At 54.7% G+C, this 22,431-nt stretch carries 16 protein-coding genes; 7 read left to right on the top strand and 9 right to left on the bottom strand.

What is annotated here, in order from left to right:
* The first annotated feature begins 10 nt into the window (after nt 1-10).
* Genes WJU16_RS20745 through WJU16_RS20735 form a run of 3 tightly spaced genes read left to right on the top strand, consistent with a single transcriptional unit; the run spans nt 11 to nt 3,746 of the window.
* Complete coding sequence (locus WJU16_RS20745; RefSeq protein ID WP_341835322.1) at nt 11-1,396, top strand: RagB/SusD family nutrient uptake outer membrane protein; 1,386 nt, start codon at nt 11-13, stop codon at nt 1,394-1,396.
* Between the two features lie 47 nt (nt 1,397-1,443).
* On the top strand, nt 1,444-2,505 hold the full coding sequence (locus tag WJU16_RS20740; protein WP_341835321.1) for a TlpA disulfide reductase family protein: 1,062 nt from the start codon (nt 1,444-1,446) through the stop codon (nt 2,503-2,505).
* On the top strand, nt 2,505-3,746 hold the full coding sequence (locus tag WJU16_RS20735) for an amidohydrolase family protein (RefSeq protein ID WP_341835320.1): 1,242 nt from the start codon (nt 2,505-2,507) through the stop codon (nt 3,744-3,746). The genes WJU16_RS20740 and WJU16_RS20735 overlap by 1 nt, the downstream gene beginning before the upstream one ends.
* A 71-nt stretch (nt 3,747-3,817) precedes the next feature.
* Here WJU16_RS20735 and WJU16_RS20730 read toward each other — a convergent pair whose 3' ends face one another.
* The 8 genes from WJU16_RS20730 to WJU16_RS20695 all read right to left on the bottom strand — a co-directional run bounded on the left by WJU16_RS20730 (nt 3,818) and on the right by WJU16_RS20695 (nt 15,574).
* Entirely contained in the window at nt 3,818-5,809 is a 1,992-nt protein-coding gene (locus WJU16_RS20730; protein WP_341835319.1) for an FAD-dependent oxidoreductase, read from the bottom strand.
* Between the two features lie 15 nt (nt 5,810-5,824).
* Nucleotides 5,825-7,273 carry a RagB/SusD family nutrient uptake outer membrane protein gene (locus WJU16_RS20725; RefSeq protein ID WP_341835318.1) on the bottom strand — a complete coding sequence of 483 codons (1,449 nt, stop codon included), beginning with the start codon at nt 7,271-7,273 and terminating at the stop codon, nt 5,825-5,827.
* Between the two features lie 24 nt (nt 7,274-7,297).
* The gene (locus tag WJU16_RS20720; RefSeq protein ID WP_341835317.1) at nt 7,298-10,561 is read right to left on the bottom strand and encodes a TonB-dependent receptor; all 3,264 of its coding nucleotides are present in this window, start codon (nt 10,559-10,561) and stop codon (nt 7,298-7,300) included.
* Nucleotides 10,562-10,856: 295 nt separating this feature from the next.
* The gene (locus WJU16_RS20715; protein ID WP_341835316.1) at nt 10,857-12,023 is read right to left on the bottom strand and encodes a FecR domain-containing protein; all 1,167 of its coding nucleotides are present in this window, start codon (nt 12,021-12,023) and stop codon (nt 10,857-10,859) included.
* Between the two features lie 86 nt (nt 12,024-12,109).
* Nucleotides 12,110-12,706: an RNA polymerase sigma-70 factor gene (locus WJU16_RS20710; protein ID WP_341835315.1), complete on the bottom strand. Its 597-nt coding sequence runs from the start codon at nt 12,704-12,706 to the stop codon at nt 12,110-12,112.
* A gap of 129 nt (nt 12,707-12,835) precedes the next feature.
* Entirely contained in the window at nt 12,836-13,729 is an 894-nt protein-coding gene (locus tag WJU16_RS20705; protein ID WP_341838681.1) for a methyltransferase domain-containing protein, read from the bottom strand.
* Between the two features lie 512 nt (nt 13,730-14,241).
* Nucleotides 14,242-15,105: a sugar phosphate isomerase/epimerase gene (locus tag WJU16_RS20700; protein WP_341835314.1), complete on the bottom strand. Its 864-nt coding sequence runs from the start codon at nt 15,103-15,105 to the stop codon at nt 14,242-14,244.
* Nucleotides 15,106-15,178: 73 nt separating this feature from the next.
* Nucleotides 15,179-15,574, bottom strand: coding sequence for a DUF1398 family protein (locus WJU16_RS20695; RefSeq protein ID WP_341835313.1), 396 nt, complete (start codon nt 15,572-15,574; stop codon nt 15,179-15,181).
* A 201-nt stretch (nt 15,575-15,775) separates the two neighbouring features.
* Here WJU16_RS20695 and WJU16_RS20690 point away from each other — a divergent pair, with 201 nt between their 5' ends.
* From WJU16_RS20690 to WJU16_RS20675, 4 genes are all read left to right on the top strand, one after another.
* A complete protein-coding gene (locus WJU16_RS20690; RefSeq protein WP_341835312.1) occupies nt 15,776-16,552 on the top strand; it encodes an alpha/beta hydrolase in 777 nt (258 codons plus the stop codon).
* Nucleotides 16,553-16,772: 220 nt separating this feature from the next.
* A complete protein-coding gene (locus tag WJU16_RS20685) occupies nt 16,773-19,958 on the top strand; it encodes a sigma 54-interacting transcriptional regulator (RefSeq protein ID WP_341835311.1) in 3,186 nt (1,061 codons plus the stop codon).
* Nucleotides 19,959-20,208: 250 nt separating this feature from the next.
* Nucleotides 20,209-20,970: an SDR family oxidoreductase gene (locus WJU16_RS20680; RefSeq protein WP_341835310.1), complete on the top strand. Its 762-nt coding sequence runs from the start codon at nt 20,209-20,211 to the stop codon at nt 20,968-20,970.
* Nucleotides 20,971-21,220: 250 nt separating this feature from the next.
* The gene (locus WJU16_RS20675) at nt 21,221-21,580 is read left to right on the top strand and encodes a YciI family protein (RefSeq protein WP_341835309.1); all 360 of its coding nucleotides are present in this window, start codon (nt 21,221-21,223) and stop codon (nt 21,578-21,580) included.
* Between the two features lie 70 nt (nt 21,581-21,650).
* On the opposite strand, the gene WJU16_RS20670 is transcribed toward WJU16_RS20675, so the two are convergent.
* Nucleotides 21,651-22,430 carry a succinate dehydrogenase cytochrome b subunit gene (locus WJU16_RS20670; RefSeq protein WP_341835308.1) on the bottom strand — a complete coding sequence of 260 codons (780 nt, stop codon included), beginning with the start codon at nt 22,428-22,430 and terminating at the stop codon, nt 21,651-21,653.
* Nucleotide 22,431 lies beyond the last annotated feature (1 nt).

Raw genomic sequence — 22,431 nt, 5'->3', positions numbered from 1 at the left:
CAGCATCCACATGAAGAAAATTACTTTATATAGCGTTTTGCTCCTCGGCCTGGCCGCAGGAAGCTGCAAAAAATTCCTCGACGTAACGCCGAAGAAAAAAGTGCTGCCCACTACAGTAGCCGATTATGAAATGTTCATGAACGACATCCTTCAGGCCGACGCCGGCTATATGCAGGCTGAATTCATGACAGACGACATCCATTACACTGACGAGCAGATCCGCAGCACCGCCAATTCCCGGAGTACGAAAAACTACCTATGGCAGAAGGAAACGATGTTGCAGACAGAGGAGGACAATGAATACGTGCGCATCTACAGCAATATTTACTATTGCAACCTGGTGCTCGACAAAATCGTGAGTGCCCCCGGCGATGCGGAAGCGCGCGAGCGCAATATCGCGGAAGCAAAAATCCAGCGCGCTTACAATTACTTCCACCTTGCCAATATTTTCGGGAAGGAATACACCCCTGCCACCGCCGCCTCCGATCTGGCGGTGCCCCTGCTGCTGGTGCCCGATCTGGAAGCCAAACTGAAGCGCGCCACTGTAAAAGAAGTGTATGACCAGGTGATCAAAGACCTGTCGGATGCTATAGCAATTACCGCATTGCCCGATACGGGCCGCAACTACGTACATCCGGGCAAAGCGGCCGCCCACGCCTTGCTGGCGCGCGTGCGGCTCTACATGGGTGATTATGCCGGCGCGAAAGCCGCAGCGGAGAAAGCCCTGGCCATCCGGTCCACCTTGCTCGACCACAACACATTTTCGTTCGTGAACCCCGCGCGGCCTACCAGCGGCGTCACCAACAAGCCTATCCCGGAAAACAACCCGGAAAACCTGTATACCAAAACCAACAGCAACAACGGCGTTTTCACCCGCTTTATGATCAACCCGGAACTGTTGGGGATCATCGGCGAGAAGGACCTCCGCTACGTATACACTTTCACCCGTATCCCCCGCTCCGCCTTAACACCGCCGAGCCCGTACCCGGATTACTTCCCCGGCGCTACCAATTTCAGCATCGGCGTTCCGGAAATGATGCTCATCAGGGCTGAAGCGCTCGCCCGCGACAACAAGAAAGACGAAGCGGCGGCCATCCTGAACACCCTGCGGCAAAAACGCTTCAAACCGGAGGATTACACTGCGTTGACCGCAGCCACGGCAGACGAAGCGCTGGCGCTCGTGCTCCGCGAAAGAAGGCTGGAACTGATGTACCGCGGCGTGCGCCTCTTCGATCTCAAACGCCTGAACAACGATCCGCGGTTCAAAAAAGACCTGCAACGCGATCACCTCGGACAAGTCTACACGCTGCCCGCCGGCTCGCCGAATTACCTGCTCGAAATCGCGCCGAAGATCATGATGATCAACCCGGATATTCTTCCCAATCCCAGAAACTAACCATAACCAACGCCCGGGGTACCTCGTATCCCGGGCTAATTCTCCGCATGAAACAAATTCTTTGCCTGACCGCTCTCCTCGCCGCCGCTCTTCCGGGCCGGGCGCAGGAACTGAAGATCACATCCGCCCTGCATGCCGACGGCGCCAAAGTGCGTATCTACCGCGAATGGCCCACTCGCCAACTTATCGATACACCGATTATGCGCCAGGGCCAGATCGTCTTGCAACTGCCCGACAGCGGCGCCGCCGTATATTCCGTCAGTTTGCGCGCACCATTTGCCAATGCGACCGTTTTCGCGGGTAAATCGCCCGTAACGGTAATGATCGGGAAAGATTCGGCTACCACCGTCAAAGGCAATACCATCCAGCAAAAGTTCATCGCTTTCGAAAAAAGCATGAAACCGGTGGAGTCGGAATGGAGCCGGTTGGGAGTGGAATATGGCAAGACGGAAGATCTCGATAAAAAACTGGCCATCAATAATAAAATTGGCCGCATGGCCACGGAAGTCCAGCAAAAAAGACTGGCTTTCGCGCTGAAAAACGCTGGCAATCTCGCAGGGGCATGGAGCGCATACCAATACGCTTTCGCCTGGACGGATGCTTCGCTTTCACAGCTCATCCCCTCCTTCCGCCAACAGGAATGGGCTTCCGCCACCACGAACAAACTTGTTGAAAAACAAGTCCACTCCGAACGGTTCAATATGACGGGCAAAACCGCGCCCGCTTTCGCTTTGCGCGCCATCGACGGATCGCTGGTACATCTCGACAGCCTTGTTGCCCGGAACCGCTACATCCTGCTGGATATATGGGCATCATGGTGTACGCCTTGCCGCGCCGGCAACCGGGAGCTTGCACCCCATTACGCCGCCCTGAAACGGAAAGGCATCGAAGTGGTATCAGTTTCGGTGGATGAAAAAGATGAATTATGGAGGAAAGCGGTGGCCGCGGATAAAATCCCCTGGCTGCAACTGGTGGCGCCGGAAGGCATGAAAAGCGACATCGTGGCGAAGTATCATGTCAGATCATTACCCGCCACTTTTTTAATCGACAAAACTGGAAAAATCATCCGGCAACACGTTGCCATCTCCGATTTAGAAAAATTACCATAATGCGCTACGCTTTATTGTTTGTATGGATAGGCTGCCTGTGCGGAACAGCGCAGGCCCAGCAATTGCTCGTTAAAAACGTAACGGTGATAGATGGCGAAACGGGTATCCGCCCACGCAAAGCATCCATCCTCATCGGCAACGGCATCATTCAAAAAATTTACACCAAAGCCCCGCGCCACATCGGGAATGCGACGGTCATCGACGGCGAAGGAAAATTTCTGGCGCCGGGGATGATGGACGCACACGTGCACCTGGCCACAGTGGTAGACGAAGATATCCGGAAAGCGCGGTTGCAGACCGACAGCATCATGGGCAACATGGTGCGGCATGGCATCACCACCGTCCGCGATATGGCGGGGAATGCGCCTTACCTGGCCGCCTGCCGCGACGATGTGCGCTCCGGCAAAACGATGGGTCCCGATATTTTCTTCGCGGCGCAATTTGCCGGCCCGGGATATTTTGACCTGATCCGCCGATCCGGCCGCGATGGCGACCTGGGAAACAGCGCCTGGTACCGCGCCCTCATGTCCGGAATGAACGTGGCCACTGCGATCCAATCCGCGAAGGCAGCCGGCGTTACCGGCATCAAAATCTACGCCGACCTCGATGCCGCGCTTATCCGCGAGATCACCGAAGAAGCCCATAAAGCCGGGCTGAAAGCCTGGAGCCACGCCGCCGTGTTCCCCTGCAAACCGGCCGCAGTTGCTGCCGCAGGTGTGAACAGCATGTCGCACGCCAACGATTTCGCATTTCAGCAGCTGCCCGGCGACACGCTCGAAATCGGCAAAGCCTGGCAAGCGCTTTACCGCAAAGAATTCCAGCTGGACACGCTCGCGCAAATCCCGCTCCTCCGCCAAATGGCGCTTCAAAACATCTTCCTCGACCCTACCGTTTTCCATGCGGAGAACAATAAAATGCACAGCGCCGCCATCGTGACACGGCTGGCGCATGCCCTCGGTGTGCAAATCGTTGCCGGCACCGATTGGATTTATCCCAATACCGGCGCCATTCCCCTTCTGCAGGAAATGCTGCTGCTACAGCAAAAATGCGGGCTGAGCGCGGCGGCGGTCATCCAGGCGGCCACACTCAACGGCGCGCGCGCCTGCGGCCTCAGCGACCGCGGTGCCGTGCGCAAAGGCATGCGGGCGGATCTGCTCCTGCTTTCCGCCGATCCCTTGCAGGATTTAAACGTGCTCTTCCAACCGGTGCAAGTATTTATCAAAGGGAAACCCGCCCTGTAACTGTTCTTCGTAAAAAATGAAAAGCCGGGCCCAATTGAGCCCGGCTTTTTTATCATGGGTATGGATATGGGTTATTTCTCGGGAATAAACAATACCGCATCCGCGAGCACGGTACCATCCGCGCCTTCGGTCGTGATTTCCACGTAGCCTTTTTTGCCTTTGGCGAGTTTCACCGTGCCAAGGTCCACCCATTCGCCGGAAGTCTGTCCTTCCACTTTCACCGCCGACGCTGCGAAGTCCACAGGCTTCACCGTTTTACCATCGGATGAAACCTTGATGCTCGTGTGTTGGGACATATCCGCCTGTTTGGGCACATAGGAATAGATCCGGTACGTACCCGCGCTCACTACATCCGGTGTGAAGCGGATAGCGCCGGAAGCGCCTTTCTCCGCCACATACGCTGAAGGACCGTAAGCGCCACGGTTGATCTTTTTCCAATCGCCGGTTACCGTTACATGCGCCTGGTCGTCGTTATCCACGAGGATTTCGGCGGTGGCATTTACCGCCAGGGGGCGCTGGCGCAGGGTTGCCTTCAGTTTGGCGATATCTACGTCCTGTACGGTTTGCTTCGCGTCGATAGCCATGGAAGCGGCCGTGGCGGCGGATTGCCCCAGCACCATAAACACGGGTTCCATGCGGATGGAGCCGTATGCGATATGCGAAGCGGAAAGGCAGATGGGCACCAGCACGTTACCGCAATCTTCCTTTTTGGGGATAATGGAGCGGTAAGCGATGGGGTAAGGCCCGAAGCCACCAATCTGCACATCGCCTTCATTCTTCACCATGCCGTTAACGATAATGCGCTGGCAGTTGTGGGAGTCCATCGTGTATGCGGCCATGCCTACGCCATCATCCACCGTTTCCTTGCCCTGGCAGTTGGCTTGCGTCATCACGTAAGCGCCCACCATCCTGCGGGCTTCGCGCACGTACATCTGCGGCGACCAGTTCCCGAACTGGGTGTATTCATCTTTCGGATAGCCCCATTCCAGCATTTGTTTCCGGAGGTGCTCCGGCATGCGGGGATCGTGGCCGATGAAGTACAGCAGGCCTTTGTTGTACAGCTCGTGCTCTTTGGTGATACGCGCGCGGGTGGCATAATCGGCCTCCGGGTAGTCGTAGTTCATGCCGATCATATCGGTAGAAAAAGCGTTGTTGTTGTTGATGTCTGTTTTGTTGTTCGGCATCCGGTCGAACTTGAGGAAACCGTTGAGGTCGCCGGGTGTGTGATGTTTCACCAGGCGGATCAGCAGCTCGTAGCGTGTGGAATCGTAACCTTCCGGGCGGGTGATGGGGATGCGGTTTTCAGGTTTGTTGGACAGGCAGATCCTGAAGTTGTATGCCTGCACTTTTTTATCGCCTGAGCCTTGTGCGGCCAGCGGTTCGGTGCTGATGCCCCAGAGCACGCCGCTTTCCGGTTTGCCCGGTGTTTTATAGGGATCGATGCCGTCGGGGAACTGGTGTTTGTTCAGCAGCTGAACACCGTTGTACGTTTCGCCATATTGTGCGTTGGCTTCGCGGCCCACCGTGTAGGAGATGCCCGCCCGCGCCATAAGGTCGCCTTCGTAGGAGCAATCAATGTACATTTTCGCGCGTACTGTGGTGACTTTGGGAGTGCCGCCGGTGGAGGATTCCAGTTTAATTTCCGTCACCTTGCCGGCTGTTTTGCTGGCTTCGGTGATGCGGTGATCATATACAATGTCCAGCGCAGCTTCTTTTACGTATTGGTGATACACTTTTTCCGCTACGCCCGGCTCAAATATCCAGGTTTCAAATTTGCCGTAATGTTTGCCCACGCGGCGGTAGAAGTCGCGCGAAATGCCGGAGATGGCGTATTTGTTGCCGATATCGGTGTAGCCCAGGCCACCGGAAGTGAGCCCGCCGAGGCGTTTGCCCGGTTCGATCACGATCACGGATTTATTCAGTTTCTTGGCCGTATAAGCGGCGATCACACCGGCGGAGGACCCACCGTACACGCAGATGTCTACTTCCCTCACTTGTTGCGCCATCAGGCTGCCGGGCATCGCCAGCAGGCAAATCAGGAATGTCTTTCTTAATTTTTGCATCTTTTATGGATTGGATTAGTAACCGGGATTCTGATCTTTAACGGGATCTATCGCTTTATTATAATTCGTTTCGATCACGGGGATAGGCCAGAGCAGGTGGCGCGGCGCCACCGTTTTGCCTTTCCCTGCCTGCACGATTTCCTCCGCGATGCCGAGGCGCTTCAGATCCAGCCAGCGCTTCGATTCCCCGCAATTTTCGTACCCGCGCTCGCGCACTACCAGGTCGATGAACGCCTGTTTCGTAGCATAATCCGCCAGTTTGAAATCTACCGCAGCATCGGCCGTGGTGGCGGGTTTTCCATACGCGCGGCGGCGGACCATATTCAATTTCTCCATCGCATCCGCATTGGGCGCAGTGCCCGCCTGGGCCACGCACTCGGCGTAGAACAGGAGGATGTCGGCATAGCGGTACATGGGATAATCGTTCCCTCCGCCCGAAACCGCCTGTTTGTCCACGAACTTCTTAAGCAGGATCGTGGTGGGCCCCAGGCCGAAGGTTTGCGGATACCAGTTAAATGTATATCGCAGATCGTTCTTATCCCAGTTTTTCAGGAAAGTATTCGTTTCGGAATCGCTGTAGAAAGTATAAAACCCTCCCGGCGGAAAATACCCTGAATTAGGATAGTGGCAATACTGCGGATAAGCAAACCCCTGCCCGCTGGGCATCCTGGCATATTTCAGGTAAAGCACCTCTTCGGTGGAAGTCGCCACATCCGCCCCGAACAACTTCTCAAAATCTTCCGCCACCGTCACGTTCACCAGGCTGAATTTATTGCTGGTGATGATCTCTCCCGCCTTGTCGCGCGCTTTCTCATATTGATGGAGATTCATGTACACATCCGTGAGGATCGCCTTGGCCGACCACTTCGACGGCGCCCCTGACAGCCGCGGCTTATCGGGCAGGTGCGTTTCCGCCCACTCCAGGTCCGCCACGATGAAGTCGTACACCTGTTCCTGCGTGTTGCGCGCCAACTCCCGGACGTCCATATTCTTTTCGTCGCGGATCGGAACGCCGGCCCAGTTACGGACCAGGAAGAAGTAATTCAGCGCCCGCATGCAGCGCGCCTCGGCCAGGTAGCCGTCCAACTGCGCCGGGGAAATCTTCGTGCCCAGCGGCGCCCTTTCGATCACGATGTTGGCGTTGCGGATGGATTCGTAGAATACGGCCCACATATCCCCCACGCGCGACACGTTCGTCTGGTCCAGCCCCGTATAATCGTTCAACGGCGCATGGCTGCCCCGGCCGTACAGGTATTCCGTGTAAATTTCGTGCTGGCATAAGTACAGCGCACCCAGCGCGCTGCCGCGGCGCATGGGCACATATATCGCGTTAAGACCAGCTTCTACTTCCGCCGGTGTATTGTAAAACACTTCCGCGGCGATGGATTGCGGTTCCTCCAACAGTGCGTCGGAGCAGGAAGCCATCACCAGCGTCATTAATATAAGTATCGTAATTTTTTTCATAATGTCGGATTGAATGGTGAAGAATCAGAATCCGCAACGGATGCCTACCGTAACCGATTTGCTCATCGGGTAAATGGAATAATCGATGCCCTGGTTGATGGAATTGCCGCTTCCGTAGGCATTCACCTCCGGATCGTACCAGGAATATTTCGTAAACGTGATCAGGTTCTGCCCGCTCACATATACCTGCGCCGACCGGAACCATTTGGCGGCGTTGTTCACCGGCACGTTATAGGCCAGCTGGATATTGCGGAAACGCAGGTACGATCCGTCTTCTACGAAGCGCGACGACATGTTCGCCGTCAGCGTCCGCGTAATGCGGGGATACTTGGCATCGCGGTTCTCCGGTGTCCAGTGGCTTTCGAAAACTTCGCGGGGCAGGTTGAGTCCCATGCCCAGATCCAGCGCGGCCACGCGGTTCAGGTTGAAAATGTCGTTGCCCTGCGAGCCCTGCAGAAACACTGTCAGCTCGAATCCCTTCCAGGATGTGGCGGAATTAATGCCGTAAATGAAGTCCGGATTGGGATCGCCGATGAATGTTTTGTCATTCGCGTTAATTAGCCCGTCTTTGTTGATGTCTTCATATTTCAGATTGCCATTGTCCGTGTATCCTTCTTCCTTGTAACCATAAAACACGCCCAAAGGCTTTCCTTCGCGCAGGATATTCACGAAATCCTGTACCGATCCGGTATAGAAGGCAGTGCCATTGATATCCTGTCCATTATACAATTTCAACACCTTGTTGCGGTTGAAACCGATGTTGGCGCTCAGGTTCCAGTTTACTTCCCTGCCGTCGAAAATATTGGCGTCCACTCCGAACTCGAAACCCTTGTTCTCGATCTCGCCCACATTCTGCACAGTGGTAGCATAGCCCATGGAAACCGGCAGCTTCACGTTGTTCAGGAGGTCGCGCGTTTTCTTGTGATACATGTCGAATGTTACGTGCAGCCTGTTCTTCAGGAAGCCCGCGTCGATACCCAGATCCACCTGGCGCGTTACCTCCCAGCGCAGATCGCCGGGCAACTGGGAACCGGGTGCGTATCCTACAGACAGCTGATCCCCGAAAATCGTATTCAGCGAGCCCAGCTGGCGGAGCGTGGCGTAAGGAGAAATGGAAGGGTTACCCGACAATCCCCAGCTGGCCCTCACTTTCAGGTCGGAGATCGCGCGGGATTGTTTCAGAAACGGCTCGTTTGACGCTTTCCAGGCAATTGCCGCGGAAGGGAAATTCTCCCACTGCTGGCCTTTTGAATACCGGGAAGAACCATCGCGGCGGATGCTGCCCGTCAACAGATATTTGTCTTTATAAGAATAATTCACCCTGCCGAGATACGACAATAGCGCCCATTTCGCATAGCCGGAAGAAGGAATCCCCGGCGTAAGCGCGCCCGTAAGATCACCCGTGTATACGATGTTGCTGAGGAATCCGGTGCCGGAACCGTTCATGCTCGTCATCGTTTTATTCTGGTACGTGAAACCCGCCATGGCCGTCAGCGAATGATCGCCGAAAGTATTGGTGTAAGTCGCCACGTTCTCGTTCAGCAAACTAGTGTGCTGCGAGGTGAGCACTTCCGCCCAGCCTACAGAATTGGTGGTCGGTTCAATCTTATTGAATTTGTCGGTACGGTCGTTGAGATTGTCGATACCGCCGGAAATGCGGATAGACAAGCCTTTCAGCGGCTTGATCGTGAGTGCGGCATTGGCCAGCACCCGGTCGCCCTGGATTTTATCGCTTCTTTCGTTGATGAAAATAAGCGGGTTGATGATCACGTTGGAAATGAAAGGATAAGCCGTATTCAGGCGGCGGTAGCTGCCGTCGGCCAGGTAAGGTGTGAGCGATGGCGGCGCCATGAGCATGCCGGAAATCAAGTCGTTCCCGCGGTTGCCCAGGCCAGAGTTCTGGCGGGCGGAGTTGAGCCGGGTTAGGATCGTATTTACCGATACACTGAACACCTTGCTGATATCGTGTTCGATGTTGCCGCGGAGGTTGTAGCGCTTATAGTCGCTGGATTTCACGATACCATCCTGCAGGAATGCGGAGCCCGACAGCGAGAAGCGCGTCTTTTCCGAACCGCCGCTCACCGTAGCGCTGAAATTATAAATCGGCGCTGTACGCAGTACAAGGTCCTGCCAGTCGGTACCGGGGTGTTTGCTGAGGCTGTCGATCTGCGCTTGCGTGAAATACTCGGCCACATTATCGTTGCGCGCCTGTTCGTTGTACAGCAAGGCGTATTCGCGGGCGTTCATGAGGTCCATTTTTTTGGAGACGAACTGCCAGGTGTAGCCCGCGTCCACGTCCACCGTGGTACGATCGCCTTTGCGGCCGCCTTTGGTGGTGATCATCACCACGCCATTGGCGCCGCGGGAGCCGTAGATAGCGGTCGACGATGCGTCTTTGAGGATTTCCATCGATTCGATGTCGGCGTTCTGGAGGAAGGTGGGGTTGCCGTCGTACGGGAACCCGTCGATCACATACAGCGGTTCGTTACCACCGAGGATGGAGTTGGTGCCGCGGATACGAACAGATACGCCGCCGCCGGGGGAGCCGCCATTCTGGATCACCCTCACGCCCGCCGCGCGGCCGTTCAGCGCCTGCATGACATTGGTGGAAGGGAATGCGTTGATTTCCTTGGACTTCACCTGGCTGAGAGAGCCCGTGAGATCACTTTTACGGACGGTACCGTAACCCACAACCACGAATTCGTCCGCGCTCGCAGCCTGCGCCTGCAGGGTGAATTGGAGCGGTTGTTCTATCAGGACGGTTTTTTCGTCGCTTTTATAGCCGATGTAAGTGACTTCGATAACGGTGCCCCTGGGAACGCGGAGCTTGAAATATCCGTTGGCGTCCGTTACCGTGCCCTGCGAGCCGGAGCCCTTCACGGCCACGGTGGCCCCGGGCAGGGCAGTTCCGTCGGCATCCAGCACGCGCCCCGTGATGTTGAGCATCGTATCCTGCACGAGCACTTTCACCGGGCTGTATGGCGAAAAAACAGACCGCTTTTCTTTAATCACAATATTTTTCCCGATGATGGAATACGAAAGCGGCTGGCCTTTCAACACCAGTTCCACCGCCTCTTCCAGCGGAATTTTGCTCACTTTCAGGTTGATGGTGGGTGTTTTGTCGATCAGTTGATGATCATAAAAAAACACATAACCCGTCTGCTTCTCGATGGAACGGAACAATTTTTCGATGGAGGCGTTGCGCTCCGAGAGCGATACCTGCTGCGCCAGGCTTTTGGCGGAAACCTGCAGGCAGGCGGCCAATAGCAGAATAGCGGAAAACTTCATACACAACAGCGTTTTGTAAATCAATCGCCGCGTAAAATACCGCGTACAAATAGCACTAATTTGCATAAATTTGGTTTGTTAGGGTAATAAAAATCCCGTCTGGCTCTTGGCCAGTGTCGTGGAATGCCGTGGAAATCCATTTTGTCATGGTTTGCCCTTACATCATTGCCGGATCCGACTGCCATCGGAGTCCGGCTTTTTTATGGGCGCAACCTTTTACGGGAAGGTCATGTCGGTTTTCTTTTCATAACGGTAATCAGAATAAAGCTTTAGTGGAATGGAATAATGATACTTACTATGGTGTCACGATGATCTTTTTGCCTTCGATCCTGTAGCGGACGTTGCTGAGTTCCAATATTTTGAGTACATCTTTCACGCTGCTGCCCCGCGCGATCTTACCCCCGAATTCCCGGTCGGGGATCTCGCCTTCATAGGATATCTCCGCGTCGTACCAGCGGCCGATTTGCCGCATGACGCCCTGGAGGGACTCGTGGTTGAAATGGAAATACCCATTCTTCCAGGCCACCACTTCTTCCACGTCCACACCGTCCTGGATACTCATGTTACCCGCCGGATGGGCGCTTACCTGCTGCCCAGGGCGCATCTCCAGCGTGTGCGCTCCCTGGTTCACCTTCACGGCGCCTTCGAGCAGTGTGGTACGGATGCTGGACTCATCATCGTACGCCATCACATTAAAATGCGTTCCCAGCACCTGAACCGACATTTCCCTCACTTTCACCCGGAAAGGCATTTTGGCGTTCTTCGCGATTTCAAAATAGGCTTCCCCTTTCAGTTCCACCACCCTTTCGCCGCCGGTAAATGCCGTCGGGAAGCGCAGCGTGGACGCGGCGTTCAGCCAAACGGAGGAACCGTCGGGCAGGATGATGCGGAATTGCCCGCCGCGGGGCGTGGCGAGCGTATTATACGTTACTTCCCCGGCCTGGCCGCCGCCCTGGTAGGCCAGCTGACCGCTGTCGAGCTTAATGACCTGTACGTTACCCTGGCTGGCGATGGCGCCATTGCCAGCGGTATCGAGTGTAATGGTTTGCCCGCCCGCCAGGTAAAGTACCGCTTTGTTGCCGCCAGGTACCACCTGCAGCACGGAATCCTCCACACCGGCAACAACGTTGGAAGCATTGAAGGGTTGCCACCAGGAATAAGTGGTAACCGCCAATGCGATAACCGCCGCCGCGGTCCAAACCGGGCGCAGCCGGCGCGTGAGGGAGCGTGGCGGCGAGGGGCGCGTGGCACCGGAGATGATTTTCCGGCGAACGGCTTCCATCCTTTCGGGGTCCGACTGCCCGTGCGCGGATTTGTCGCGCAGCAATCCCCCCACGGCACGTTCCCATTCCTGCCGCATGGATGCATCCTCCAGCGAGTCCAGCAGCCGGGAGGCTTCTTCCTGGCTCAGTTCCTCGTTGAGGTAGCGTTGCAATAAGTTATTGAAAGTCTGTTGATCCATAACGTGCGATAGGGTGCCGGATTTGCCGGTAGTTATGGTAAAGACGCACAACCGGGCAAACAGGAGGTGCCGGGATCAAAAAAATTTCAGGAGAAGAAAATCATTGCCCAAAGTGCGCCCATGGCGCCGGAGGGATGGTTGGACAAGGCTTTCCGCAGGGATGCGATCGCCTGGACGATATAACTTTTAATGGTGATGCGCGAAACGCCCATGGTGGTGGCGATTTCTTCGTGGCGCATGCCTTCGAAACGGCTCAGGGTGAAGGCGCGCTGCTGCTGGGGCGGCAACTGGCGGATGGCAGTGAGCACGCATTGCTCCAGCTCCCTGAATTCCGCGGCATGGTCGGCCTGCTGGGCGCCGCCTTCGTGGAGAAACTGGAGAACATATTGCCGGTAAGCGTCTCCCGAAGCGAGTTTACGGAGCCGGGAATAGATAAGGTTGCGGGCGGTGATGAAAAGGTAGCCCTCCAACCGCGAGACTTCCGGGAGGGTGGCTCTTTTTTCCCATAAAATCGTGAATACGTCCTGCGCGATGTCTTCAGCGATGGCGGCCGATTTGGTGAGGACCAGCGAGGTAGAGTACACCGCATCCCAGTAGCGCTCGAACAGCGTTTGGAACGCCTGTTCGTCGCCCAGGGCGAGCAGGCGCAGCATTTCGCTGTCACTATGTGGAATTTCGTGCATGTCCGGTAATTCGGATTGGTTGATTGATAAACTGGCGAACTAAAATTAAGAAAAATTCCGATCCTGCAAATCCGAAAGCCCCGGTTGGGAAACCGGGGCCTGGGTGATGGGCGGATAGACTGTAATAATTTACCTGCGGTTCACCGTCACTTTCAGGAAAGTAGCGGGTATGAGCGTAGTGTTGGCGTCGCCGCTTTCGTTTTTGCTGTTGAATAGCGACAGCAATTCTTGTTGCAGGGCTTCCGCCCTGCCGTCTTTCTCCGCGGCATCGTATGCGTTCATGGTGGGGCCGTAGAAAAGGCGGAAGCGTTCCAGGTATGCCTCCGGGGAGATGCCGATCCGGAAGTGGAAGGTGTCTTTTTCGAATTGGACGTCTTCCGGAGCCACACCGGCGTTGCCGAAGCGCTCCGTTACGTGGCTTTCCACGCCCCAGAGCATCGGGCTTATAAACCCTTCCGGGGGCGGCGGTGTGTATGCCGAACTGATTTTGAGGATCTGGGCCACCAGGGTGGGGTCTCCCGGTATCCAGTTGCCCATGACGATGCGGCCGCCGGGCTTGGTGACCCGCACGAGCTCATTCGCCACTTCCTGCGGTTTGGGGGCGAACATGGCCCCGAAGATGCTGACCGCCAGGTCGAAGCGCTGGTCTTCGATCCCCTGCAGCTGGATCGCATCGCCTTCCTGGAACGTGATGTTGGAGAGGCCTTCGGCCTCGGCGCGCTTCTTTCCTGCCGCCACGAGATTGGCCGCGATGTCGACACCGAACACGTCCGCGCCCAGTTTAGCTTCCGGAATAGCCGTGGTACCGTCGCCACAACCCAGGTCCAGTACTTTCATGCCTCTGGTGACGCCTAACCGGGATACGAGTGCAGTACCACTCTCCCGCATACTTTCCGCGATTTTCGTGAAATCGCCTTTTTCCCACAACGCTTTGTTTGGATTCATGCTGTTTGAATTTGATTTGAAATAATACGTGTTGCCACGCCTGGGGTTAAATTGAAATTTCCGGGGTTCGGGGTTAATTACAGCCGCAAATGTATATGGTTCCTACACACGAAAATCATCCGGGTGCTCATTTTTTTGTTAAATGACAATCCGGGGAAATGTAGGCTGCTGCTAGTTATTATAAAAATTCACCAATGGATATTTTTATGGAAGTATTGAATGCAGGTTTCGAAATTGATACAGGGGGAAAAGATAAACCGCATCCTTTCGAATGCGGTTTATGAATTTGTTTACAGTAATCTTTGTTGGTGAATGGCTTTCTCAAGATCGCCAATCGTAAGTCGCCGGGGCGCGGCTTTCACTTCGGATCGCCACCAGTCCGGCTCTGCCGCAAAATACTGGTCTATCTCAAAACCTGAGATATCTACATGAAATGCTTTCGCAACTCAGTATGAATTCTTCTCCATCATCCCCCGTAATGCCCAGATCATTTTCGATTTCCAGATCACGATGGAGCGCTTCCCGGTCAACCGGCCATGTGCCCGCCACAAATGCAATCAGTGCGTCGTACTCCGGGTTTTCAGGCATGATCAATAGCTTTTTGTATCAAGGAATTTATGGCTTTGTTCGATGCTTTTGAAAATATCGCCTTTGCTTTCATCCTGCTCCACGAACCATTCCTTCAAGCCTGCCTGCTGCCGCGCGGCGAAGATGCGGTCGAAATCGATGGCGCCGTTGCCGACTTCCGTAATATCACCGGAACCTTTTTCCATGTCCTTTACATGCCACAGCGGGAAACGGCCGGGGTATTTTTCGAACCAGGAGATCGGGTCCTGCCCTGCTTTAACGGCCCAATAGAGATCCAGCTCCATTTTCATGAGCTGCGGATCTGTTTTCTTGAGGAGGTGTTCGTATAAGGTGGCGTCGCCGTATTTTTCGAACTCGAAATCGTGGTTGTGATAAGCGAACTGGATACCCGCGGCCTTCGTGCGTTCAGCGGATTTGTTCAGCAGATCGGGCAATTTCGCGTAGAATTCGCCGGTCCTTTCTTCGGGGAAGAGATAGGCGCAGGCCATGTATTTGGCGCCGAGGGCGTGGAGGTCTTCCACGGCTTTGTCCCACCCGTCGAGCAAGGTGCCTTTCGCTTTCATGCCATGTCCCGTCAGGTGGTGCGAGCTGATGACCTGCATGCCCGATCCCGACAGCATCTTCTTGAATTCGGCGGTGTTCCTGCCGAAGAATTTCCCGTCGTACCCGTAGATTTCCAGGCGGGTGTAGCCCAGTTTGGCCAGGCGTTCCAGGGTGCCGGGGAGATCTTTCGCCACGGCGTCGCGTACGGAATATAACTGAAGCCCCAGCGCGCGGGGGCCCGCAGAACGCGCCAGGAGGGATGCGGGAACAGACAGGCCTGCCGCGCCGACCGCCAGCGTTTTTATAAAGTTTCTTCTTTGCATGTAGACGAATTGGATGATGACATTGCAATAATACAAAAACGGCATCATCTTCCATCACCAACTTTTCAAGCCGCTACTCCGCTGGCGGGATGGATTCCTCCAGCACCACGCGCCCCGTTTTATCATAATACGTACACGTTCCTTCGTCAACTTTCACTTCCCATTTCTCCACACCATGCTTCGCGCAATCGGCCAGAAACTCCGGATAACTGGTGCCCCCCTGCTGATGGACTTTCAACGCTTCATTGAAACCCGCCACGTCTGCCGTATGCGCCACCTCCAATGGCGTATGCGAAGCGTGGGTATCGGATTTCTCATCATGTGGACCGTAATAATCGGTATGCCCGTCGGAAACGAAGGTTTCATACCGCTTCACGCCCAGTTGCGCCAGCTCACGGATGTAAGCGGGAAAATCAGCGCCGGATTGCACTTTGCCATGCGCCTCCTCAATTTGGTCAATCGTAAACATACTATGGGTTTTAGTTCCTGCCGAAATGCCGGGTTTAACATCGTGGAATTACGATATCCAGACACAAAAAAACCGACTATAACCAGTCAGGCATTGTTAATCAATTTGTTACATGATGGCTTGCCGCTTGCAAATAACAGGGCAGCATCCATGAAATGAAGTATTTGTCTCTCCAAAATTTAAACCATAAAAATTAAAAGTATGTCTACCATCAAAAAAACCATCGCCACCACCGTGCTTTCCGCAGCAATGGCAGCATCCGCCCCCCAGGACGCATATTCCCAGTCCATCCCCAAAGGCATTAAAAACGTGGTGCTCGTTCACGGCGCCTTCGCCGACGGCTCCAGCTGGTCGAAAGTGATCCCAGGGCTCACCGCCGCCGGCCTCAATGTTATCGCCGTGCAAAATCCGCTCATTTCCCTGGAAGACGACGTAGCTGCCACCAAAAGAGCCATCGCGCTGATGGATGGGCCCGTGCTGCTCGTTGGCCATTCCTACGGCGGTATGGTGATCACCGAAGCGGGGAACGACCCCAAAGTAGCAGGCCTGGTTTACGTGGCCGCGCTTATTCCCAACGACGGCCAGTCGGTGATGGACGTGGTGCAGCCCTACCCCGCCGCTCCCGGCAGCGCCGAATTCAAGCCGGATGCCGAGGGCTTCATCAGTCTGTCTTCCAAAGGCATCCACCAGCATTTCGCGCAGGACCTCCCGGAAACGGATAGGCAGGTCATCTTCGCCACCCAAACCCCCTGGGCCACAAAAGCTACCGTCACCAAAATCTCCACCGCCGCCTGGAAGTCAAAACCCTCCTGGGCCATTATCGGAATGGAAGATCATATGGTGCCTCCCGTCCTCGCCAGGGCCGAAGCAAAAATGATCAAAGCGAAAACCACCGAACTGAAATCCAGCCATGTACCCATGGTCTCCATGCCTCAAAAAGTAACGGAAATCATACTCGGCGCAGCCAGGGAACTGTAACCCGCCACCGCAGGGAGTAGCGTGTAGAATGGAGAAATCCGGGTCCATGTGCCCGGATTTCCTTTTTTACGATTATCCATGTTAAAATACACCATGCTGATTATCAATATTTTGAGAGCCCGTTAAAATTTTTTCTGCCGGATGAATGTCCAATTATGACTTTCCGATTGTTGTAGAAATGAGCACAACTATTCTAAACATATTAATCTGTCCAGCAAGCATGAAAACTTCCACATCCAAAACGCCATCACCTCCATCCGCAGATCCTGGCGGCCGGATCAGGTTCCTCGAAGCGGAGCGCCGTATTCTCCTGGAGTTGGGGAATGATATTACGAAGGTCCGGAACAAAACCGACCTTATCGTGATCCTGTCCAACAAGATCCGGGAGATGTTCACGTTTTCCCATTCCATCGTAACGCTGATCAACCCCGATCAGCAGTCCTACACTCCATTCCTGCTCGATCCCCAGTCCTCCCCCATCCAGGAGCATAATTTGTACCCCAAGCTGATAGTGGCCCGTTTCTCAATGGCCGACGACTTTATCCAAACGGTGATGGAAAACGGAGCGCCAACGGTTTTTGTATGGAACCGTGAAGATGAGGTGCCGGCAAGCCCAACTTTCCTGCGGGTCAATTTCTCAGCGGGTATCCGTGCGCTGATGATGACGCCGTTAAAAGACAAAGACCAGATCATAGGATTTCTCCACATGTACGCCAAAGACGCGGCCGGTTTCACGGAGGAATTCAAGCGCATCGTTACCGGTATTGCACCGCAGATATCGAGCGCGGTGGCGCAGATCCAGATTAATGAAGCCATGAAACACAGCGAATGGATCAACGAAATCCTGCTGTCGCTCAGCAACGAAATGGTAAAAGTGAGAGGCCGGCAGGATTTGCTGAGAGTACTGGGCTCGCATCTGAAAGAAATCGTGCCGTTCTCGAGTTGTATGATGACGGTGATGGATGAACGGGAAGAAAATTACAAAGCGTACCTCATCGACTCGGAAGCGCAGCTGCGCGAGCTTTCGGACGAAGGCGACGCCCTGTCGATGGCTACGCCCGCCGAAGACGGCATCTACGACGTGGCATCCATGTATTACAACCCCGTCGTATTCGACATGCGCCCGATCGACAAGGCGGCCGCTCCGCTTTGGTTCCGGCTGCATTATGAAGCGGGAGCGCAGGAGATGATCATCAAGATCCTCGGCGGCAACGGTTCATCCAAATACAGTCTCATGCTCTTTTCCAGGGAACCGGGCACCTTTGGGGCCGAGGCCGTGGGGATTCTCAAACGCATATCCAGCCAGCTGTTTGCCGTGGTCAGCAATATTGCCGCGAATGAAGAAATCCTGGAAAGGGAAAACGAGAAATCCTTCCTGCTCGATTTCAGCAGCGACATTGCGGCCGTCCGCAGCAAAGCCGACCTCGCCTTGGCCGTGCATACCTGTCTGCGCAAAATCGCCACGCTCGACGGGTACGCCATCCGGAAAATCAACGAAGATCAAACCACCACCACTACATACCTGTACGACGAATCCATCGAAACCCTCGATGAAGCGTTGGTGCAGCAACTGGTATCCACCAAACTACCGATAGAAGACGGATTGCAGAACCGCATCCTCGCCAGCGAGATCCCGCTTTTCCTCAGCGTAAACTCCGAACTGAACCGGGGCAATACGGCGCTGTATCTGCAACATTGGAAAAACGCGGGCTTCAACTCCGTAGTGGGGATGGCATTGCGGACCGGCAACCAAAACCTCGGCATTCTCTGGCTGAACATCGGGGAAATCAATATGGCGCTGCTGCAGGGGATCTGCGCGCAGATATCCATCGCCATGTCCAATATTATCGCCAATGAGGAAATTTTGCGGCGCGAAAAAGAGGAAGCTTTCCTTCACACATTCAGCCGCGACATCGCCGCGCTGCGTACCAAAGACGATCTCCAGCGCGCCATTTCCAACGTGCTGCACAACGTGCTGAACATACGGCTGGCCATCATCCGCATCATCGAGGAAGACGGCCTCACGCTTTCGCCTTACATGTACGACGAAACCATGTTGGGAGAAAAGGTAGAACAGTTCAAAACCCTTATGCACCGGCGCATCGACATCCTCCATCCGCTATCGGCGCGGGTGCTCGGCGACGATGGGTTGGTCGTTTTCAACGTCAGCGAAGAAATCGAAAAAGGAACGGAGGAACCGATCATTCATTTCTGGCATTCGCTGGGTGTGCGTTGCGCGTTCGGCGCGCCTTTGCGGGCAGGCAACACCAATATCGGCGTGCTCTGGCTGCTGTCCGACGAAGTGAATCTCAATGTGATGAACAGCATCGTAGCGCAGATATCCGTGGCTATCGCCAATATCCAGGGTACGGAGAAAATCATCGCCTACAAACAGAAACTGGAAAACGAGAACGATTACCTGCGCGAGCAAATCAAAACCATTTACAACTTCTCGGAAATCGTTGGCAGCGGGGAGCAGATGCAGAAAGTCTACAAGCTAATGCGGCAGGTGGCGGAATCTTCTTCCACCGTGCTGTTGCTGGGCGAAACCGGCACCGGCAAGGAGCTGATCGCGCGGGCCATACACAATGCGTCGCCGAGGAAAAGCAAACTCATGGTGAAAGTGAATTGCGCCGCGCTTCCTACCCACCTGATCGAAAGTGAATTGTTCGGGCATGAAAAAGGCGCGTTCACCGGCGCGATAGACCGCCGCATCGGGAAGTTCGAGCTGGCGAATAACAGTACGCTGTTCCTCGACGAGATCGGTGAAATGCCGCTCGAATTACAGGTGAAGCTGCTGCGCGTGCTCCAGGAAAGGGAGCTCGAAAGAGTGGGCGGAAAATCCACCATCAAAGTGGATGTGCGGATCATCGCCGCCACCAACCGTAATCTCGAAGCCGAGGTGCAGGCAGGGCGCTTCCGTTCCGACCTATACTACCGGCTCAACGTGTTCCCAATTCATTTACCGCCTTTGCGGGAACGGCTGGAAGACATCGAACCCCTGACCCATGCGTTCGTCGGGAAGTTCAGCAAGAACATCGGCAAAAAGATCACTGGTATTTCCGCCGCAGTGCTGAAAGAACTGAAAAGCTACGATTGGCCGGGCAACGTCCGCGAACTGGAGCACCAGATCGAGCGCGCCATCCTCCTCAGCGACGGGCCCTTGCTCAAAGCCATCAACCTCCCCCACCGCAATTGGCGCGAAAGTGCTGATACACCGCAAATCACTACTTCCAAAACACTGGAACATATCGAAAAGAAATACATCATCGAAGTACTGAAACGCTGCGGCGGAAAGATTTCCGGCGTAGGCGGTGCCGCGGAGATCCTGGAAATCCCCGGCACCACGCTTCACTCCAAAATGAAAAAACTCGGGATATTGAAAGCGGATTATTTCAACAACTGAACAGCTGAATCGGAAGCCGCGGCCGGAACAATTCCGTTCCGGCTTTTTTATCTCCATCCCCTTTACACTGCATTTCGTGAAACACCGCGCTTTTCGCTGAATAGCGTGAAGGAAACCCGCCTTCAAAACAACATTACTAATTGATATACAATTATTTAAAGCAATGGCATCACGCTTGCCTGATAGGATGCATCAAACAAACCGGCATAATAGAAAGCCAATCATACATCTACATTAAAATATCAGCAACATGAAAATCGTAGTCATCGGCGGAACCGGCCTTATCGGCTCCAAAACCGTGGAACGCCTCCGCCAGGAAGGCCATGAAGTAATCGCCGCCTCGCCCGCATCCGGCGTTAACACCATTACCGGGGAAGGTTTGTCCGAAGCCCTGCAGGGAACGGACGTTGTGATCGACGTGGCCAATTCGCCCTCGTTCGAAGACAACGCCGTGATGGAGTTCTTCAAAACTTCCGGCAGCAACCTGCTTTCCGCGGAAGAAAAAGCTGGCGTAAAGCATCACATCGCACTGTCGGTCGTAGGTACGGAACGCCTACAGGAAAGCGGGTATTTCCGCGCTAAAGCCGCTCAGGAAGACCTCATCAAAAAGTCGGGCATTCCTTACTCCATCGTCCATTCCACCCAGTTCTTCGAATTCCTCGGCGGCATCGTGGCTTCCGCGGCGCAAGGTGAAAATATCCACCTCTCGCCTGCCGCCATCCAGCCCATCGCGTCCGACGACGTGGCGGCGGCTGTTGCAGACGTAGCCACCGGCAAACCGGTAAATGGCACCGTTGAAATCGCGGGCCCGGAGAAAGTAAGCTTGTCGGCCCTCGCGGCCCGCTACCTCAGCGAAGTGAACGATTCCCGCACGGTGATTTCCGACGTCAACGCCCGTTATTTCGGCGCGATGCTGAACGACCAATCGCTGGTACCCGGCCCCGGCGCGCAGCCGCGTATCGGCAAAACCGATTTCGCCACCTGGTTCGCCACACGCCCGGCAAAGCAATAACATAGCCGATTACAGGTCTTGTCCGGCGCTGTTTGTAACGAAGATGACGGGTGCCAGCTCGCTCGCGGCTGTTGTAACAGGCATGCGCTTTCCACCCGTTCGCGCATGAAGCCCAACCTAACGCCGGCGCGGTGCACCATAGCTCCGCGACATCCGGTCAGCAACGCAGCGACACACCGGCGCCCGGCAAGCCTGGAAACGCTTTTTTATCCGTATTCAAACCATCAATTCATATTTTAAAATCAGCAACATGCAAGAGTTCCTTTTAGTGATCCACAGAGATCTTACCAGCGCCAATCCCCAGCCCAGCCCCGAACAAATGAAAGAAGCCCTGAAGCCTTACCAGGACTGGGTAGCAGGCATCGCCGCCCAGGATAAACTGGTGGCGCCGCCCAAACGTTGGGATGTGGACGGCAGAGTGATCCGCCACGATAAAAAGAAAGAACAGATCGCCAGCGGCCCCTACGCAGAAGGCAAAGAATCCATCGGCGGTCTGTTCCTCATCCGCGCGAAGGATTACGATGAAGCGGTGGAGCTGGCCAAAGGCTGCCCCATTATCCAATATGGCGCCATCGTGGAAGTACGCATGGCCATCCCCCCGGTTGCCTGATCTCAGGAACGAGCAGAAAACAAAAAGCCTTTGCACAACGCAAAGGCTTTTTTCATTGTCACCCTGTATCTCAAAACAAACTTCTGATATAAAACACCACCGGCATCGACGCGAATGCCACCGGAATAATCACCGCGAAAATCCAGACGCCTGTAAAACGGATGATGGATGTGTATTTCCGGTGCGCCCAGCCCGCAGTCTGAAACGCGCTCTGGAAGCCATGATACAAATGATAAGACACGGCCACCATCGCAAAGAGGTACAAAATCACGTACCACAACATGCTAAAGCTTTCCGTGACGATGCCGTACAAGTCCTTCACACGGACGATCTCCGTATTCCCCTCCATGGTCACCGCATATTCGAAATCAGGGGATTTCGGAATGTACTGCGTGTTGGTCATGTTTCCGGTCAGCAGATCGGTTCGGTATTCGCGGTACGTACCTTCCGTGAATTTGTAACGGCCCCAGAAGTTGGTCATATGGATAACGAGGAACAAAAAAATGATGCTCCCCAGTAATCCCATGTTCAGCGAAGCCCAGCTCACTTTGGCTTTGGAAGGAACGGCATACTTCACCGGCCGTGCTTTCCGGTTCCGCACGGTTTGCACGATGGCATACCACGCATGGATCAGGATGGAAACGTACAGCACATACCCCGCGAAAGTTACGGGTGGGAAGTGCGTCATGAAATGGGCGTAGATATTGAAGGTATATCCTTCATCGCCGGCAAACAGTGTGAGATTGCCGCCCAGGTGCACGATGAGGAAGAGGCAGAGGAACAGTCCGGTCATGGACATAATCAGCTTTCTTCCCAGCGAGGAGCGGAACAATAATTTGAGACTCATCATG

Source organism: Chitinophaga pollutisoli, from assembly GCF_038396755.1.
In the GTDB taxonomy this organism is placed as follows: domain Bacteria; phylum Bacteroidota; class Bacteroidia; order Chitinophagales; family Chitinophagaceae; genus Chitinophaga; species Chitinophaga pollutisoli.
The sequence above is the reverse complement of the archived record's forward strand: the minus strand, read 5'-3'. Positions and strand labels throughout refer to the sequence as shown.